This window comes from Winogradskyella pacifica (assembly GCF_013403915.1).
Taxonomy (GTDB): domain Bacteria; phylum Bacteroidota; class Bacteroidia; order Flavobacteriales; family Flavobacteriaceae; genus Winogradskyella; species Winogradskyella pacifica.
On the sequence record NZ_JABFDI010000014.1, the window covers coordinates 37569 to 56172 of the forward strand.

Consider the following 18604-nt stretch of genomic DNA (forward strand, 5'->3'; position numbering starts at 1 on the left):
AAGTAAGTTATTTAAATTGAAATGCAGCAGATATTACGATGTGCAACATTTTAAAATTAGGAAAACTTATTTTAAGGTTTCAATAATTTTAAAATAGCGTCATCCAATAGTTCTACATTAGTTATAGTTGCAGAAATAGAATCGGATTTAACGGTATTGCCATCTTTAGTATAGCCAATATAATTACGCCAACCTTCAGCGCGTAATACACGTCTTTTAGAGACTAAACTATATAGCGAATCGGTCTCTAAACGTTCAATTTCTGAAACAGGATTTTCGATAGAAACCTCAGGATATAAATCTTTTAAAATTTTCTGAGCCATATAAAAATGACCAATTTTATTAGGATGTACTCCATCTGGAACAAAGGTAGAATCCGATGTTATACGTTTCATATTCTCCAAAATAGGATTAAGGTGATGGTGTAAATCTATAACTTGAAGTTCTTCAGTTTCGAGACTTAATAGCCAATCGGAATAAACAGTTAAGACGTCATTGTATTTATAATAAGGATGCCAATATGCATGAGGTTCTCCTTCTTTTGAAACACGATCTGCAATCGGATTAGGATCAAAAAGGGTAGGAGTCAATAAGATTAATTGAGCGCCAATACCTTCAACCTTAGTTTTTAATTCGGAAATCCCATTTTTGTAGTCTTCAAATCGAAGACTATCTAATGGATGATAATTTCCATCGTTCATCCCATAACAAGCCAAAACAACATCTGGTTTTATGTCTTTTAAAGCCCTGTCTAAACGTTCTCTAACATTAGGTCTTGGAAAGTCGCGACCAGGTTCAGAACTACCCGAAATAGTTTCACTAGATAAGCCAATACTGATAATATCTAATGAATTATCAGTATAGTGCTTACGTAAATAATAGTCTATAAAGTCTATATAATAACCATGTTGTGTAATGCTATTACCTAAAATTAACACCCGTTTATTATGTAATGGTAATGCTACAGTAGCTATTGGTAATTCTGCTTTTTTTTCACTTTTACAAGACGTGGCTAAACCGAGACTAAATACTAAAAGGAAAAAATAAGACTTCATAATTTTGATGTTTCAGACCTGTCAGGTTTTCAAAACCTTACAGGCCTTGTTTATATTAACTATGTTTAATCAAATTCTCAATACGTTTTACCGTTTCTGTTTTACCAATCATATACATAATATCAAAAACATCTGGTCCTTGTAATGCCCCAACTAAAGCAAGTCGTAATGGCATCATTACTTTTCCAAAACTAATTTCATTATCCGTAATCCAACCTTTAATGTTCGTTTGAAGGTTTTCAACCGCAAAATCATCAGTAGCATTAACACGTTCAATAACAGAGTTCATAATATCAGCCGTATCTTCTTTTAAGGCTTTTTTAGAAGCTTTTTCATCATAAGATGTCGGAGCCGTAAAAAAGAAGTGACTTAAGTCCCAAAAATCGCTAACAAAAGTGGCGCGTTCTTTTATTAATCCCACAGCCAATGCTATGTAATTTACATCCATTTCAGCTAACTCAGGTTGTGAAGCCTTAAACTGTTCAGCTAAATCCAAATCTAATTGCTGTTGCATGTACTGGTGATTAAACCATTTTGTTTTATCCGGATCAAAACGTGCACCTGCTTTATTTACACGAGCTAAATCAAAATCGGCAACCAATTGCTCTAGACTAAATATTTCTTGTTCTGTTCCTGGATTCCAACCTAAAAAGGCTAAGAAATTAACAACAGCTTCAGGGAAATACCCATCTTCTTTATAACCTCTAGACACTGTTCCGTCTGGTGCTGTGTATTCTAATGGAAATACTGGGAAGCCCATTTTATCACCATCACGTTTACTTAATTTACCTTTTCCTGTTGGTTTTAAAATCAATGGTAAATGTGCAAATTCTGGTGCATCCCAACCAAAAGCATCATACAATAATTGGTGTAATGCTAAAGATGGTAACCATTCTTCACCACGAATCACATGTGTAATTTCCATTAAATGATCATCTACAATATTTGCTAAGTGATAGGTTGGCATACCATCGCTTTTAAACAAAATTTTATCATCTAAAACATTGGTATCAATCTTCATGTTACCACGAATAATATCAGTAAGATGTAAGGTTTCATCTTGCGGAGATTTAAAACGAATGACATAATCATCACCAGCTTCAATTTTAGCTTTAGTTTCCGCTTCAGTTAATACCAAAGAGTTTACTAAACGTCCTTTTGAACGGTTGTGCCAATTGTAGATAAACGTTTTTCCTTCGGCTTCATGGCCTTTACGTTCTGCATCTAATTGCTCAGAGGTATCAAAAGCATAATACGCTTTCCCATTGGCAATTAAATCATCTGCATATTGTTTGTACAAATGCTTGCGTTCGCTTTGTCTGTACGGACCAAATTTTTCATTCTTTCCTGGGCCTTCATCAAAAGACATACCGCACCAATCTAATGATTTTACAATATACTCTTCAGCACCTTCAACATAACGGTTTTGATCTGTATCTTCTATCCTAAGAACAAAATCACCTCCATGTTTTTTAGCGAATAAATAATTGAATAAAGCGGTTCTTACACCACCAATATGTAAAGGTCCTGTTGGACTCGGTGCAAAGCGCACACGTACGTTTTTAGACATAACGGAAAATCGAAATAGTTTGTCATTCTGAACTTGTTTCAGAATCTAGCGCAAAGATAGATTTTTGAAGTTCAATGTTCAAAATTTAAACTTCAAAGTTTCTAATCCCATTAATTGAAAACTAATGCGTTCATCATACTTTGATTAAAAGACAAAGCTTCAGGATAAACACTCATTCAAAAGCTAAAATTTTGAGTTAGATCACAAATTCAAACATAATCTTCTGAAATGTAAATCAAATGATTATTAGTGCCTAAGTTTCGACAATATCGGACTCAACGATTTTCAGAAATAATGAGCCATAATTTTTGTTGAATTAATAAATCAAGGAATGGAATTCATAGTTTCATAAAGAAATAAAATTATTAATGTATCAGTGAGTGGTGCTTGCAATTTCCTAATAAATCGTTTTGAAATCGAAGATTCACGAAATCCTTTTCTAATTAAATGGAAAATTGAGTAATTTTTGGTTCGTTTTGCATCAAGGCAAAATGATCGGAAGAATAGTAAGTAATTTGTTTGTTAATTTGTGTTTCACATTTATGGTTAAATTCACTAAAAACTACGATAATAGCTAAAAACTAATCGGTTATCATAGTCTTAGGAACACGTTTATTCATAATGGCAAACCAAAGTGGCGGAATCATAGCTAATACCATTGAGGTTGGATAGCCATATGGCATTTGTGGACTGTCGTCGTGGCAATCTAAGATTTGATATTTTTTGGTTGTTTTATAATGATGATCGCTATGTCTGGTTAATTCATACAGTACAATTCTTCCAATAACGTGATTAGAATTCCAGGAATGAATTTCTTTAACACGTTCGTAACGACCAGATTTCGTTTTTAATCGCATTAAACCATAATGCTCAATATAATTCACGGTTTCGAGAAGCACAAAACCAATAATTCCTGCAAAAAGAGCAAAGAGTAATGCTGTAGTTTCAAATAAATAGAAAACAGCAAATAAATAACTAATTTGAAAGAAAACGTACCAAAACATGTCATTTTTAGTCGAAAAGAAGTGCTTTTTGTTGTTTTTGAGCAATTTCAGTTGAATCTTCCATGCATTAAAATACTGCCGTAATGTTGAGGTGAACCAAAACGCATATACACTTTGGTTATAACGTGCTGTTGCGGGATCTTCGGGAGTAGCCGCATGTAAATGATGACCAAAATTGTGTTCAATATAAAAGTGCATATAAAATGAAGGAAGCAGCAGTGCTTTACCCAAAAAACGTTCGTTTGTGGTTTGTCTATGACCAAGCTCATGTGCCACATTTATGCCGTTCACACCCAAAACAATTCCAACAGAAATTATAATACCGACAAATTCGTAAGTTTCTAATGCGGTGTTTGATATGGTAAATAATCCATAAATAACTAAACCATATACAATAGGGAGATTTAAATACAATAACCAATCAAATAGCTTTTGTTTTAATTTAGTATCAACTTCGGTAGGCTTTAAATTTTGACTATCAACAGGAAAAATAAGCTCTAAAATCGGAATACAAACAAATCCAAAAATAGGAGTCGCCCAAACCCAATAGCCTTTAATATATAAACTAAAGAAACAGACTAAAGGAATTGAAAATGCGGCTAGATATTTAAGATCTTTCATATATCGTTTATCATTCTTTTAGAATAGAAATGCACGTTTAAGTTAAGAATGCCTCAATTTGAACCTAATTTAACACCAAAAACCTCTAAATTAACAGAATCTTACCAATTTTCCCGAAATTGCAATTAAAATAAAATCGTAGTTTAGTCAGTTAAAGGTAATATAGAGTGTAGTTTAGCTTTTTTAGAGCATTATTCCTGAAATACTATTAACGATTATTGGTAACTAAAAGATTGTTAGTGCCTGTAGTTCCGACAGCGTCGGACGCAACGATTTTCAGAAATAATGAGCTATAATTATTGTTAGATTAGAAAATCAAGGATTGAAAATATAAGGTTTAAAGTGGAATATAATTATCAATGTATCAGCGATTGGTGCTTGCAATTTCCTAATAAATCGTTTTGATTTTTTGGTTCGTTTTGTATCAAGACAAAATGAACATTGAAAATAGATTTAAAATTAAATGAGCAATTTCGAAACCATAAAACAAAAACTAGAACAATTCATTAAAAGGTATTACACCAATGAATTGCTAAAAGGTGTGATATTATTTTTTGCCATTGGCTTGTTATACCTTATTGTAACCTTGTTTGTAGAATATGTATTATGGTTAAATCCTACGGCAAGAACCTTATTATTTTGGACCTTCATTATTGTAGAATTAGCCCTCTTTATTAAATTTATTGCCATTCCATTAGCCCATTTATTCAAACTTAGAAAAGGCATTAATTTTGAAACAGCTTCTAAATTAATTGGAAATCATTTTCCAGAAGTTAACGACAAACTACTAAACGTACTTCAATTAAATCAAAACCCACATCAGTCAGATTTATTATTAGCGAGTATAGAGCAAAAATCTCAAGAATTACAACCCGTTCCTTTTAAAGCAGCTGTTAATTTTAAGTCGAACACCAAATATTTAAAATATGCTGCCATTCCACTGGCGATTATACTGTTATCATTTGTAACAGGAAAGATTAATTGGTTTAGCGATAGTTATGAGCGTGTTGTAAACTATAAAACGGCTTACGAACCACCAGCACCTTTTCAATTTTTTGTATTGAATGAATCCTTACAAGCTATTGAAAATAAGGATTTTAAATTGAATGTATCTACAGCAGGACATGTCATTCCTGAGAATGCACAAATTAAGTTTAATGGGCAATCATACTTCTTACAGCAAATAGCGCCTGGGGAATTTCAATACACATTTAACTTGCCAAAAGAAGCCATAGAATTTACCTTAACAGCGAATGATGTCACTTCAAAACCTTATAAATTAAACGTGGTTAATACGCCTAGTTTAGTAAATTTTGAAATGGTTTTAGATTACCCTGCACATACTAAAAAGCAAGATGAGGTCTTAAAAAGTACTGGTTCGGCTGTGGTTCCAGAAGGGACTAATGTCACCTGGAGAGCTATGACCAAAGCGACGACGGGAGTTCAAATTTATGCAGAAGACACGTTAAGCTTCACTTTAAATACGAACGATAATTTTGAAGCTTCAAAACGATTGTATAAAAATTATAATTACAGTATTACAACAAGTAATGAAGACTTAAAAGATTATGAGAATTTAGCCTATAATATTAATGTGGTTAGAGATATTTATCCAGAACTTAATATTAAGGTTCAGAAAGATTCTGTAGACCAACAAAGTTTGTATTTCTATGGACAAGCCAGCGATGATTATGGTTTATCAAAGTTGCAATTGGTGTATTATCCGGCAGACGATGAATCTAAAAAAGAAGTTGAACCGATTCATATTTCAAAATCTAATTTTAGTGAGTTTGTAAGTGCGTTTCCAAATCAGTTTAATCTTGAAGATGGTGTCAGTTACCAATTGTATTTTGAAGTTTTTGATAACGATGCGCTTCATAATTATAAACGGACAAAAAGTTCTGTATTCAGTTACCGTAAATTAACTAAAGACGAAGAAGAGCAAAAGCAACTGAATGAGCAAAACGAAACGATAAAAGATATTAGTAAGACGTTTGATAAACTTCAAGAACAAGATAAAAAGCTAGAAGAGTTATCAAAAACTCAAAAGGAAAAAGAGAGTCTAAATTTTAATGACAAAAAGAAGTTTGAAGATTTTTTAAAGCGTCAGAAAAATCAAGAACAGTTGATGAAAAATTTCAACAAAAAGCTACAAGAGAATTTAGAAGAATTTCAAAAGGACGAAAAGAAAGACGATCAATTTAAAGAAGATTTAAAAGAACGTTTAAAGGAAAATGAAGAGCAACTTAAAAAAGATGAAAAACTTTTAGAGGAGCTTGAACAATTAAATGAGAAAATCAACAAGGAAGAATTCACTCAAAAACTTGAAGAATTAGCCAAGCAAAACAAGAATAAAAAACGTAGCATGAAACAGCTGTTGGAATTGACCAAGCGTTTTTATCTGATGAAGAAAGCTGAAAAGGTGGCTAATGAGTTAGAAAAATTATCTGAAGAGCAGGAGAAGTTATCTGAAAAAAATGAACAGAACACAAAGGAAGCTCAAGAAAAATTAAATGAAGAATTTGATAAACTGCAGAAGGATTTAGAAGAATTAAATAGTGATGATAGGAAGCTTCAAAAACCAATGGATATTCCAAGAGATGAATTTCTAGAAGATGAAATAAAATTCGATCAAAAAGAAGCCAAAGAAGCCTTAGAAAAAAAGGAAGAAAACGATTCTGAAGCCAAACCACAAGATGCCCAAGAGCAGCAGAAAAAGGCAAAAGAAAAGCAAAAGAAAGCGGCTAAGAAGATGAAGCAGTTGAGCGAAATGATGAAAAAAGCAGCAGCTGGTGGCGGAGGAGGTGAGCAAATGTCTGAAGATAGTGAAGCTTTACGTCAAATATTAGAGAATTTATTATTGTATTCATTTGATCAAGAAGCACTTATGACTACTTTTGAAAGTATTAGCATTGATAATAATAAATACGGTAAGTACATTATAGAGCAAAGTAACCTCAGAACACATTTTGAGCATATTGATGATAGTTTATTTGCATTGTCTTTGCGTCAACCTAAGATTTCTGAGCAAGTAAATTCACAAATTACGGATGTGTATTTTAATATAGACAAAGCTTTAGATCAATTGACAGAAAATAGACTGTATCATGGTGTGGGTGCGCAACAATATGCGGTTACGGCGACCAATGAGTTGGCTAACTTTTTAAGTGATGTTTTAGATAATATGGAAATGCAAATGAATCCATCACCGGGAGAAGGAGGTGGAGAACAGTTACCAGACATTATTATGAGCCAAGAAGAGCTTAATAAGAAGATGGAGGAAGGAGTTAAGAAAAGTGAACAGGGCAAAGAAGGTGAAGACGGAAAGAAAGGAGAAGGGGAAAAACCGGGTGAAGAAGGTAAGGATGGCAAAGAAGGTGGAGGCGATAAGCCAGGAGAGAAAGGAAAATCTGGTAAAGAAGGAGAGAGCGGTGAAAGTGGTGAGAGCGGAAAAGGCGGTAAAAAAGAAGGTAAACAAGGTGAAGGTGGTCAATCTGGTGAGAACGGATCACAAAGTGGTGAAGGACAACAAGGAGGAAAGCAAGGAAAGAATGGCAAAGATGGGAAAGGAAGCAAAGAAGGAAAAAATGGAGGTGATGGAAATGGTGACGGTGAAGGTGAAAAGAATGATGGCTATGGAGAAGGTGGAAGTGAAGAACAAAACGGTGAGCTATTTAAAATTTACCAGCAACAACAACAATTAAGACAAGCCTTAGAAGACCGTTTTGCTAAGGAAGGAAAAATTGAATCCGCCGGACAATTAATAAAGCAAATGGAGGATATTGAACTCGATTTATTAAACTCTGGTTTTACTAATCAGACGCTCCAAAAGATGATCGATCTTCAGCATAATTTGTTAAAATTAGAAAATGCAACCTTTATGCAAGGCCAAGATTCTAAACGTAAATCTGAAACAAATACCGAAGATTTTAATTCAACAAACCCGAGTCAAATTCCAACAGCGAAACAATATTTTAATACTACCGAAATTTTAAATCGCCAAGCACTACCTTTGCAGAATCATTTTAAGAAGAAAATTCAAGAGTATTTTAAAAGCACCAATGATTAGTTTTAATTACGAAACCCAATTTAAATTACAAAATACAGAACAACTTTCTGAATGGATTTCAAACACCATATCAGAAGAAGACTGTAAAGAAGGAGAGATTAATTATATCTTTTGTAACGATGATTATTTACATAAATTGAATGTAGATTTTCTAGATCATGATACATTAACTGATGTGATTAGTTTTGATTACTCAGTAGGAAAGGAACTACATGGTGATATTTATATCTCTGTAGAACGTGTAGAAGAAAATGCGTCCGATTTCAATGTCGCATTTCAAGATGAGATTGCTCGTGTCATCATTCATGGTGTATTGCATTATTGTGGTTATAAAGATAAGACCGAAGCAGATGAAAAGGAGATGCGTTCTAAAGAAGATTACTACTTAGCGAAGCGAAAGTAATACACATCAATTCAGTGTATATTTGCAGACTCAAAATTTTAAAATTTAATTGTTCCACGTGGAACAAAAAGGAACACGATATGTTTAACGAAGTTTATGATGTTATAGTTGTTGGTGGTGGCCATGCTGGAAGTGAAGCGGCAGCTGCTGCGGCAAATATGGGAAGTAAGACCTTACTGATTACCATGAACCTTCAAAACATTGCACAGATGTCTTGTAATCCTGCAATGGGAGGAATAGCAAAAGGACAAATTGTAAGAGAGATTGATGCTTTAGGAGGCTATAGCGGAATTGTCTCAGATACATCAGCTATTCAATTTAAGATGTTGAACAAATCTAAAGGACCTGCCATGTGGAGTCCAAGAGTGCAATCCGATAGAATGCGCTTTGCTGAAGATTGGAGATTGATGTTAGAAGGCACTCCTAATTTAGACTTTTATCAAGAAATGGTTTCTGGCTTAATCGTCGAGAATCATAAAGTGGTTGGAGTAAAAACATCCTTGGGAATTGAAGTAAGAGCAAAGTCAGTTGTCTTAACTAATGGTACTTTTTTGAATGGATTAATTCATATTGGTGATAAGAATTTTGGTGGAGGTAGAGCTGGTGAAAGAGCTGCAACAGGAATTACAGAACAGCTCGTTAATTTAGGATTTGAATCGGGTAGAATGAAAACCGGGACACCTCCAAGAGTTGATGGTCGTTCTTTGGATTTCTCTAAAATGGTAGAGCAACCGGGTGATGAACATCCTGAAAAGTTTTCTTATTTAGATACTACGCAACCGTTAAAGGAACAGCGTTCTTGTCATATGACACATACGAGTGAATTGGTTCACGATTTGCTTCGCGAAGGCTTTGATCGTTCTCCGATGTTTAATGGTAGAATTCAAAGTGTGGGACCACGTTATTGTCCGTCGATAGAAGATAAGATTAATCGTTTCGCTGATAAGAATAGTCATCAATTATTCGTTGAGCCAGAAGGTTGGAAAACTTGCGAATATTATATTAACGGGTTCTCTACATCCTTACCAGAAGATGTTCAATTTAAAGCCTTGCGTTCTGTCGTAGGGTTTGAAAACGTAAAGTTCTTTAGACCTGGATATGCAATCGAATATGATTATTTTCCACCAACACAATTAAAGCATACTTTAGAAACAAAGTTAGTTGAAGGGTTATATTTTGCTGGACAAATAAATGGAACAACAGGATATGAAGAAGCGGCTTCTCAAGGTTTAATGGCTGGTATAAATGCGAGTTTAAAAGTGCAAGAAAAAGATGCTTTTACACTGCAGCGTGATGAGGCTTATATCGGAGTTTTAATTGATGATTTAATTACAAAAGGAACTGAAGAGCCGTATAGAATGTTTACGTCACGAGCCGAATATAGAACCTTATTACGACAAGATAATGCTGATTTTAGATTAACACCAAAAGGGTATGATTTAGGTTTAGCTTCTGAAAAACGTTTAAAACGTATGGAGGAAAAGCAGTCTAAATCGGATGCTTTTGTACAATTTTTTAGAGAGACAAGTATAACTCCTGATGAAGCAAATCCGATTTTAGAATCAAAAAATTCGGCACCTGTTAAGCAGCAAGACAAGATGTTTAAGTTATATGCAAGACCGAATATTACTATCGATGATGTTAGGCAGTTTGAATCAGTTGAACAGTATATACAAGCAAATAATTTAGATACTGAAGTTATAGAGCAAACTGAAATTCAAGTAAAATATGCGGGTTATATTGAGAAGGAAAAGAACAATGCTGATAAACTAAATAGACTAGAGAATTTAAAAATTCCTGCAGGTTTTGATTATTCAAAATTGAAATCTATGAGTATTGAAGCAAGACAAAAACTAACCAAGATTCAGCCTGTAACCATCTCTCAGGCATCCCGAATTAGTGGAGTCAACCCGAATGATATTTCTGTATTGTTGGTTTATTTAGGACGCTAATTCCTGTAGAAGCAGGAATCTCATTATTGATTATTACAATGTTCCACGTGAAACAATCCAAGAAAGTAAATCTATTTTGATGTGAATATTAGATCTTAAAAGCTCTAAAATCTAGTTAGAATTATTGCAGTAAATTTCATAAAACGAAGTCTAATTTGATTTCTGTTTATGTTACAAACGTTCTTTATAAATTATAATTTTTGATTTTTTGTATCGTAGGGTAGAAGTGAAAAGGATAATAAAGTGTTTGCTTCTTGTAAATCTAAATCATGGTTTTGTAAGGATGAAAAACATAGTTTTTGAATTTTAAGAGGGATACTATTTTGTGCAATCGGTAAAGGATTTTATTATTCAGTAAAAACAAATAGACGAAATATACTTCTTTAAAGTCTATAATTAAGTAGTCATAAAGATGACGTTTTAATTTTGATATAAAATCGAATTATAAAACGGATAATTCAAAATCAGATTTCAGAATTTATAATTATGTCGTTTAATCCATATAAAATGTCTGAATCGAAATCAGGTAGATTAGGGTTTAGTTTCTTAATTCTGATAGTATAATTTGGAATCAATAATCAGCTAAAGACTCTCGGTTTTTTTAAGTTTAAAAAAGATTAAAATTTCATTTATTAAACAAATAGAAGTGAACTTATATAATTAATATTGTAATTCATTTTAAAAGTAGAAGTGTAATTGTGCCAAAAAATAACCCAACATATTTAAGCTTAAAAGATCATTCTGTTTCTAAAGAAGAATTCCAATTAGTGCATAATAAGGAACTCGATATGCTAGAAACATATCCACAACCAGAAGGAGAAAAATTATCTGAATATTACCAAAGTGAAGATTACATTTCGCACACCGATACAAAGCGAAATTTATTAGAGTTAGCTTATCATAAAGTGCGAGAGATTTCTTTAAAGCGAAAACTCAAACTTATTAATTCGTTTCAATCAGAATCTAAAACACTTTTAGATATTGGATGCGGCACAGGTGATTTTTTAGAAACGGCTTTAAAAGCGAATTGGCAAATTACGGGCATAGAACCAAACGATAGTGCAAGGCAAATTGCGAATTCTAAAACCAATAATTCGATTTTTGAAAGCAGTGAATTAACAAAATTAAAACCACACAGTTTTGATGTCATTACACTTTGGCATGTCTTAGAACATTTGCCGGAATTAGAAAAGCAAACGGCGTTGCTAAAATCACTTTTAAAACCAAATGGAACTTTAGTTATTGCTGTTCCTAATTTTAAAAGTTATGATGCGAATCATTATAAAAACTTTTGGGCAGCTTTTGATGTGCCGAGACATTTATGGCATTTTTCAAAAACGTCGATTGAACGATTATTTAAAAAAGAAAATATGACATTAGTCAAAACCTTACCAATGAAATTTGACGCGTATTATGTCTGTTTACTTTCAGAAAAATATAAATCTGGATTTATGAATCCGCTTAAGGCATTTTGGGTAGGATGGCAGTCTAATCGCAAAGCAAAACGCTCTATGGAGTATTCTTCGCATATTTACGTCTTAAAGAATGCTGATTCTTAATATAAAAGCTGCTGCTTTAAGATTTCCGGTTAAAACAATAGATTATAAGTAGTAAATTTAAACTGCGCTTAAAACGTCTTATTTAGCTTTGTTTTTAATAGGTTTTTAAAATTACAGGAGTAATCTTTAATAGAAAATATCAATAGTGAAAAAATTGAAGAAATCACAGCGTAACTTTTATACATTTGCAAAAATTAATTTGAAACATAAACAGGAAAATTTTATAGAATTTTCTCAAAATTTAAATAACAGAAATAATATGAAAAAAATAGTTTTAAGCTTAATGGTTTTAATTGGTGCAGCATCTTGCCAAGAACAACAAAAAATTGCTTTCATTGATAACGGAGAAATTATCAATGATTACCAAATGAAAATTGATATTGAAGAAAAATTTAAACTTCAGAATGACGATTTTACAAAGCAACGCGATAGTATCGCAAGAGTTTATCAAATGGAAATGCAATCTGTACAACAACGTTTAAGTAGGTTGTCTCCACAAAAACAACAAGAAGAATCTCAAGTTTTTTCTCAAAAATGGCAACCAATCCAACAACAAATGCAAATGCAACAACAACAGATGGAGCAAATGTTCAATACTGAAATGGATTCTGTGATTTCAAAAATGAACAAATTTGTAGAAGGTTATGGTAAAAAGAACGGTTACACGTTTATTTTAGGAAAAAACCAAGCAGGAAGCGTAGTTTATGGAGATGAAGCTAATGATATTACAGACGTAGTAATAAAAGAAATTAATGCTGAGTATAGTGGTAAGGATTCTAAAACAGAAGATGATTCAACGGAAGCAACTACAGAGAAATAATAACAAATAGTAATTTGTTTTAAAAAGCCAAGCCTAAGACGCTTGGCTTTTTTTATGTAATAAACGCGTTAGTTTAATGGATAGATCGGTAAGCACAATTTTAGAATTTCCATTGCGCTCTATATGATAAATTGCATCCTGTAATTCATCTGAAATTTCTATAATATTAGAATCATGAACAAAGGGAGCAAATTTTGCAAGTTTAAAATCATCAGATTTAGGTTCAAGATAAACTAACTCATCGGCTTTATAATTAAGTAATAAGGCTTGTCTGAAATAGTTTAAACAGAAATTTAGAAACTTTTTTTGAGTTTCACGTCCGGTTTTAGCAATATCTTCCGACCAAGATATTAAATCGTGAATGGCTGCTTTATTTCCTCTCGCTTTAAACGCAGAGCGGATCCAGAAGACAAACCATTTCTCAAACTGAATATCTTCACTATCGTGATAGATAAGATCACAAGCTTTGTTGTAATTACCATTAGATTGGTGTGCTATTTTTATGGCAATGGATTGCTCAATATGATAATTTCTAACTAAAGCTTCAGAAATAGCTTCTTCTGCTAAGGGCGGAAAATGTAATATCTGGCAACGCGATCTAATAGTGCTAATAATTTGTTCCTCATCTTCTGCGATAAGAATAAATATGGTATCCTTTGGTGGCTCTTCAATTAACTTTAAAAGTTTATTCGCACTAGCTGTATTCAATTTTTCAGCCATCCAAATCAGCATCACTTTATGTCCGCCTTCATAAGATTTTAATGTTAAGGCTTTTACAATTTCTAGCGCTTCATCTACACCAATTTGACCTTGTTTGTTATCTACACCCAGAAGTTTGTACCAATCAAATAAGTTGCCATAAGGTTGCTGATCTATGAGTTGTCTCCATTCTTCGAGATAATATTTAGAAACAGGCTTACTTTTTACTTTATCACTTGTTGTAACCGGAAATGCAAAGTGTAAATCTGGATGAGAGAAATTCTTAAACTTTATATTACAAGAGTCTTTTCCTCCTGAGTTTTCACCATTTGTATTGCCACAGAGTATGTATTGTGCATAGGCTAAAGCCATTGGAAGCGTGCCAGAACCCTCCGGACCAACAAATAGTTGCGCATGCGCAATTCTACCTGCGTCTGCACTTGTGGTAAGATGATTTTTAATATGTTTTTGACCTAAAACCTTCGAAAATTGCATAAAGCAAAACTATATAAAAAATTTCTGTTTCTAATCTTTATATTTGTGTTTCAAAACCAAAAAAATGAAGACACTAAACGATTTTAATTTTCAAAATAAAAAAGCCTTAATCAGAGTAGATTTTAATGTGCCATTAAATGATGATTTTCAGGTTACCGATGCTACAAGAATTGTATCTGCAAAACCAACTATCATTAAAATTTTAGAAGACGGAGGGAGTTGTGTCTTAATGTCGCACTTAGGACGTCCAAAAGGTGTACAAGATGAATATTCGTTAAAGCATATTATTCCAAAAATTGAAGACATTTTAGGCGTTGAAGTAAAATTTGCTAGTAACTGTGTAGGAGCAGAAGCTGAAGAAAAGGCTAATGCATTGCAACCAGGTGAAATTTTATTACTTGAAAATTTACGTTTTCATGAAGAAGAAACAAAAGGAGATAGAAATTTTGCAGAGCAATTATCAAAATTAGGTGATATTTATGTAAATGATGCCTTTGGTACAGCGCATAGAGCACATGCATCTACAACGATTGTAGCCGATTTTTTTCCTGAAAATAAATGTTTCGGAAGTTTATTAGCTCAAGAAATTGAGAGTATCAAAAAAGTAATGGAAAACGGTGAGAAACCTGTTTTAGCGGTACTTGGTGGTGCAAAAGTATCATCAAAAATTACAGTAATAGAAAATATATTAGATAAAGTTGATCACTTAATTATTGGTGGTGGAATGACCTTTACGTTTGTAAAAGCGCAAGGTGGAAAAATTGGTGATTCTATTTGTGAAGATGATAAAATGGAATTGGCTTTAGAAATTTTAAAGCAAGCCGAGGCTAAAGGTGTTAAAATTCACTTACCAGTAGATGTTGTTGCAGCAGATGATTTTAGTAACACGGCAAATACTCAAATTTGTGATGTTACTGCAATTCCTGATGGATGGCAAGGTTTAGATGCTGGTCCTAAATCAAGAGAAAATTTTGATGCTGTTGTTAACCAATGTAAAACAATACTTTGGAATGGCCCATTAGGTGTTTTCGAATTAGAAACTTTTTCTAAAGGTACTATCGCACTTGGTGACTCTATTGCAAATGCGACTAAAAATGGTGCGTTTTCTTTAGTCGGTGGGGGTGACTCGGTTGCTGCAGTAAAACAATTTGGTTTTGAAAACAAAGTAAGCTACGTAAGTACAGGTGGTGGAGCAATGTTAGAAAGCTTAGAAGGTAAGACCTTACCTGGTATTGCGGCTATTTTAAACTCATAATTTAAAATATACTATTTTTAGCGATTTCAGCGTTGTATGATGTTGAACGCTCTATCGGTTACCAATTGAAATTAAGGTAGTAAAAGGTGATGCTTTAACTATAATTAATTTCAACTGGTAATTGGTATTTAATCAATTCTTGTAAACCATGACATTAAAAACGTTTTTATTAGCTTGTTTATGTCTGTCTGTATGTAGTGGGTATGCCCAAGCCAAAACGGATAGTATTGTAAATAAATCGTCAAAAGTAATTCCGACCAAAGGTTCAGTTATTGATGGTAAACTCTTTAAGCCTGGTGAAAAAATAAAGCCCGTTGTAGATACTTTAGGTGTTAAAAACCTTAAAGATTTACATGAGGTTGCAGAGCTCGATAAGAAGTGGCTAGAAGAACTGTACAGTAACTCACTTTTTGATACGATATACAAATCGGTTAGAGAACTAGATTATGAGCCTGTAGATTATCCTGAGTTGTCTACAGATACATTAAAAGCAAGGTTGGAAAGGCTTAATGCCAGAACACCCTTTAATGTAGAATACAACACATCTTTAGAAAGTGTAATTAAAAGTTACCTTAAACATAGACGTAATTCGATAGAGCGTTTAATGGGATTAAGTCATTTTTATTTTCCGATGTTTGAGCAAGAGTTTGACAATCAGAATATTCCGTTAGAAATGAAATATTTGGCGATTGTAGAATCGGCTTTAAAACCGAGAGCGCGTTCGCGAGTTGGTGCCACTGGTCTTTGGCAATTTATGTACGGCACCGGAAAAGAGCACGATTTAGATGTCAGCAGTTATGTAGATGACAGAAGTGATCCTATAAAAGCTACAAAAGCGGCAGGAGAATATTTGAATAGAATGTATCGTATTTTTGGAGATTGGGATTTGTCATTAGCAGCATATAATTCTGGCCCTGGTAATGTAAATAAAGCAATTAGACGTTCTGGAGGTTCTAAAAATTATTGGAATATTAGAACAAATTTACCTAGAGAAACCGCTGGTTATGTACCGGCGTTTTTAGCTACCATGTATATTTTTGAATACGCAAAGGAACATGGCTTTCAACCTGAGCGTCCAGATTTTCAACTTATACAAACCGATACCGTTCATGTAAAACAAATGATTTCGTTACATCATGTATCTGAAGCAACTGGTATAAAAATTGAAGAATTACAGTTTTTAAATCCATCTTATAAATTAGATATCATTCCAAAGGTTGAAGGTAAAATATATAGTTTACGATTGCCTCGCAAAGCAATTGGTACATTTGTAACTAATGAAGATAAAATCTATGCTTTTGCAAATGCTGAATTTGAAAAACGAGAAAAACAATTACCAGAATTAGCTAACGCTAGCGCAAACTCTGAAATACGCTATCGTGTTCAAAACGGAGATTACCTTGGTAAAATTGCTAGAAAGTATGGAGTACGAGTAAGCCAATTAAAGCAATGGAATAATTTAAGGGGTAACGATCTAAAAATAGGACAACGCTTAACCATTTTCTCTAAGAACCATGGGGTTTCTAGTAGTTCTACATCCACTAAAAAAGTAATAAATTCTGCAGGAAAGCAAACCTATAAAGTAAAGTCAGGAGATTCACTTTGGACTATTGCTCAAAAGTTTTCTGGAGTTTCTGTTCAGAATATTAAAGATTGGAACGATATTAGTAGTAATAAACTCAAAATAGGAATGACACTAATTGTGTCTAAATAGTAAACCAACAAAAAACAAAACTTATGAAAGCGCTTTACACTGTATTATTTTGTATGTTGTTATTGGCATGCGGAGATAAAAAGGTAGAAGATAATACTACTTATTTGCCAGCTTCTAATGGAAATTTAAATACAATCTCTATTGTAGCAGATAACATGGTTTGGGAAGGAGAAGTGGGAGAAAAGATCCGAAATATATTTGCTGCTCCTTTAAATGGTTTGCCAACAGAAGAACCAATTTTTAACATGAGACAAATTCCAACTCAGGTTTTTGATGGTTTTGCTGCGCGAAGTAGAATTGTACTTAAAATTGAAAAAGGGAATATTGAGGCCACCACTAAAATTGTACATGAAGCTTTTGCTAAACCGCAAACGGTTGCTGTAGTAGGTGGTAAATCGGATAAAGATATCATTGCACAATTAGAAGAGAATAAAGCCAAAATCATTGATGCATTTACTAAAGAAGAAGTAAAGGAGAAGCAACGACGTATTAAGTTATCGTTGTTAGATGATACGGTTATGGAGAACAAATTGGGTATTACAATTAATATGCCTTCGGCCTACAGAATAAGTAAAGCGGATGATAATTTTTTCTGGGTTCGTAAAAATCTGTCAAATACAAAAACAATGGAGCTTATGTTTTACGAAGTACCATTTGAAACTATTTCTATCGGAGACAGTACGATTGTAGATATTGTGAAGATGCGAGATGAGATTACGAAATCTAAAATTCCAGGTGAAGATGGTATTTATATGGCTGTTGAAGACGCTTATGCTCCATCAATGTTTAAAACCATAATAGATAATAAACCAGCTTACGAAGTTAGAGGGATGTGGATAATGAAAGGTTTTACTATGGCAGGCCCATTTATAACGTATGCGATTGAAGATAAGATTAACAATCGTTATTTGATTGCAGATGGTTATGTTTACGCCCCATCTTTAGAGAAACGAGACTATATTTTTGAATTAGAGTCGATTATTAAATCGATAACTATAAATTAATTTATAGAAATGTAGAATAAACTACGTTTATAATAAACTAAAAGAGGTCATCTAAAACATAATTTTAGATGACCTCTTTTTATTTTCAACAGATTAAAATCTACTGACTCTGTTTTATTTCTTCTCTTTATTCTCGGTAGATTCGTCTTTGCTAGCGTCTTTAAATTCTTTAATTCCGCTACCTAATCCCTTCATTAATTCCGGAATCTTTTTGCCACCAAACAATAAAAGAATTGCAAGACCTATGATAACCCACTGCCATGGACCAACAAATAAAGGTATAATGCTTAAACTCATAATTTTTTAATTTAGGCAGCAAAGTTAAGTAATTATAGTTTAATAATAACGTTCTTATGGCAACTTTAAGACTTTATCATAAGAGTA

Annotated in this window: 13 protein-coding genes; 8 read left to right on the top strand and 5 right to left on the bottom strand. The window is 33.1% G+C overall.

What is annotated here, in order from left to right:
• Window positions 1-71: 71 nt before the first annotated feature.
• The 3 genes from HM984_RS12680 to HM984_RS12690 form a co-directional block, all read right to left on the bottom strand.
• Window positions 72-1055: an SGNH/GDSL hydrolase family protein gene (locus HM984_RS12680; protein WP_179349419.1), complete on the bottom strand. Its 984-nt coding sequence runs from the start codon at window positions 1053-1055 to the stop codon at window positions 72-74.
• A gap of 55 nt (window positions 1056-1110) precedes the next feature.
• Window positions 1111-2625, bottom strand: a complete 1515-nt coding sequence (gene gltX, locus HM984_RS12685; protein WP_179349420.1) for a glutamate--tRNA ligase — start codon at window positions 2623-2625, stop codon at window positions 1111-1113.
• Window positions 2626-3206: 581 nt separating this feature from the next.
• Window positions 3207-4250, bottom strand: a complete 1044-nt coding sequence (locus HM984_RS12690; protein ID WP_179349421.1) for an alkane 1-monooxygenase — start codon at window positions 4248-4250, stop codon at window positions 3207-3209.
• A 463-nt stretch (window positions 4251-4713) separates the two neighbouring features.
• On the opposite strand from HM984_RS12690, the gene HM984_RS12695 reads away from it, so the two are divergent.
• From HM984_RS12695 to HM984_RS12715, 5 genes are all read left to right on the top strand, one after another.
• On the top strand, window positions 4714-8319 hold the full coding sequence (locus HM984_RS12695) for a coiled-coil domain-containing protein (RefSeq protein WP_179349422.1): 3606 nt from the start codon (window positions 4714-4716) through the stop codon (window positions 8317-8319).
• Window positions 8312-8722: an rRNA maturation RNase YbeY gene (gene ybeY, locus HM984_RS12700; RefSeq protein ID WP_179349423.1), complete on the top strand. Its 411-nt coding sequence runs from the start codon at window positions 8312-8314 to the stop codon at window positions 8720-8722. The genes HM984_RS12695 and ybeY overlap by 8 nt, the downstream gene beginning before the upstream one ends.
• An 80-nt stretch (window positions 8723-8802) precedes the next feature.
• Window positions 8803-10674, top strand: a complete 1872-nt coding sequence (gene mnmG / locus HM984_RS12705) for a tRNA uridine-5-carboxymethylaminomethyl(34) synthesis enzyme MnmG (RefSeq protein WP_179349424.1) — start codon at window positions 8803-8805, stop codon at window positions 10672-10674.
• 698 nt (window positions 10675-11372) lie between these two features.
• On the top strand, window positions 11373-12233 hold the full coding sequence (locus tag HM984_RS12710) for a class I SAM-dependent methyltransferase (protein WP_115811610.1): 861 nt from the start codon (window positions 11373-11375) through the stop codon (window positions 12231-12233).
• Between the two features lie 259 nt (window positions 12234-12492).
• The gene (locus HM984_RS12715) at window positions 12493-13053 is read left to right on the top strand and encodes an OmpH/Skp family outer membrane protein (protein ID WP_179349425.1); all 561 of its coding nucleotides are present in this window, start codon (window positions 12493-12495) and stop codon (window positions 13051-13053) included.
• A 33-nt stretch (window positions 13054-13086) separates the two neighbouring features.
• Here HM984_RS12715 and HM984_RS12720 read toward each other — a convergent pair whose 3' ends face one another.
• Window positions 13087-14247, bottom strand: a complete 1161-nt coding sequence (locus HM984_RS12720; RefSeq protein WP_179349426.1) for a DNA polymerase III subunit — start codon at window positions 14245-14247, stop codon at window positions 13087-13089.
• Between the two features lie 64 nt (window positions 14248-14311).
• Between HM984_RS12720 and HM984_RS12725 the strand changes: the two genes are divergently transcribed.
• The 3 genes from HM984_RS12725 (at window position 14312) to HM984_RS12735 (ending at window position 18220) form a co-directional block, all read left to right on the top strand.
• Window positions 14312-15502, top strand: coding sequence for a phosphoglycerate kinase (locus HM984_RS12725; RefSeq protein ID WP_115811606.1), 1191 nt, complete (start codon window positions 14312-14314; stop codon window positions 15500-15502).
• 148 nt (window positions 15503-15650) lie between these two features.
• Window positions 15651-17216: a LysM peptidoglycan-binding domain-containing protein gene (locus HM984_RS12730; RefSeq protein ID WP_179349427.1), complete on the top strand. Its 1566-nt coding sequence runs from the start codon at window positions 15651-15653 to the stop codon at window positions 17214-17216.
• Between the two features lie 23 nt (window positions 17217-17239).
• Window positions 17240-18220, top strand: coding sequence for a DUF4837 family protein (locus HM984_RS12735; protein WP_179349428.1), 981 nt, complete (start codon window positions 17240-17242; stop codon window positions 18218-18220).
• Between the two features lie 114 nt (window positions 18221-18334).
• On the opposite strand, the gene HM984_RS12740 is transcribed toward HM984_RS12735, so the two are convergent.
• On the bottom strand, window positions 18335-18517 hold the full coding sequence (locus tag HM984_RS12740) for a twin-arginine translocase TatA/TatE family subunit (protein ID WP_179333984.1): 183 nt from the start codon (window positions 18515-18517) through the stop codon (window positions 18335-18337).
• Window positions 18518-18604: the final 87 nt, after the last annotated feature.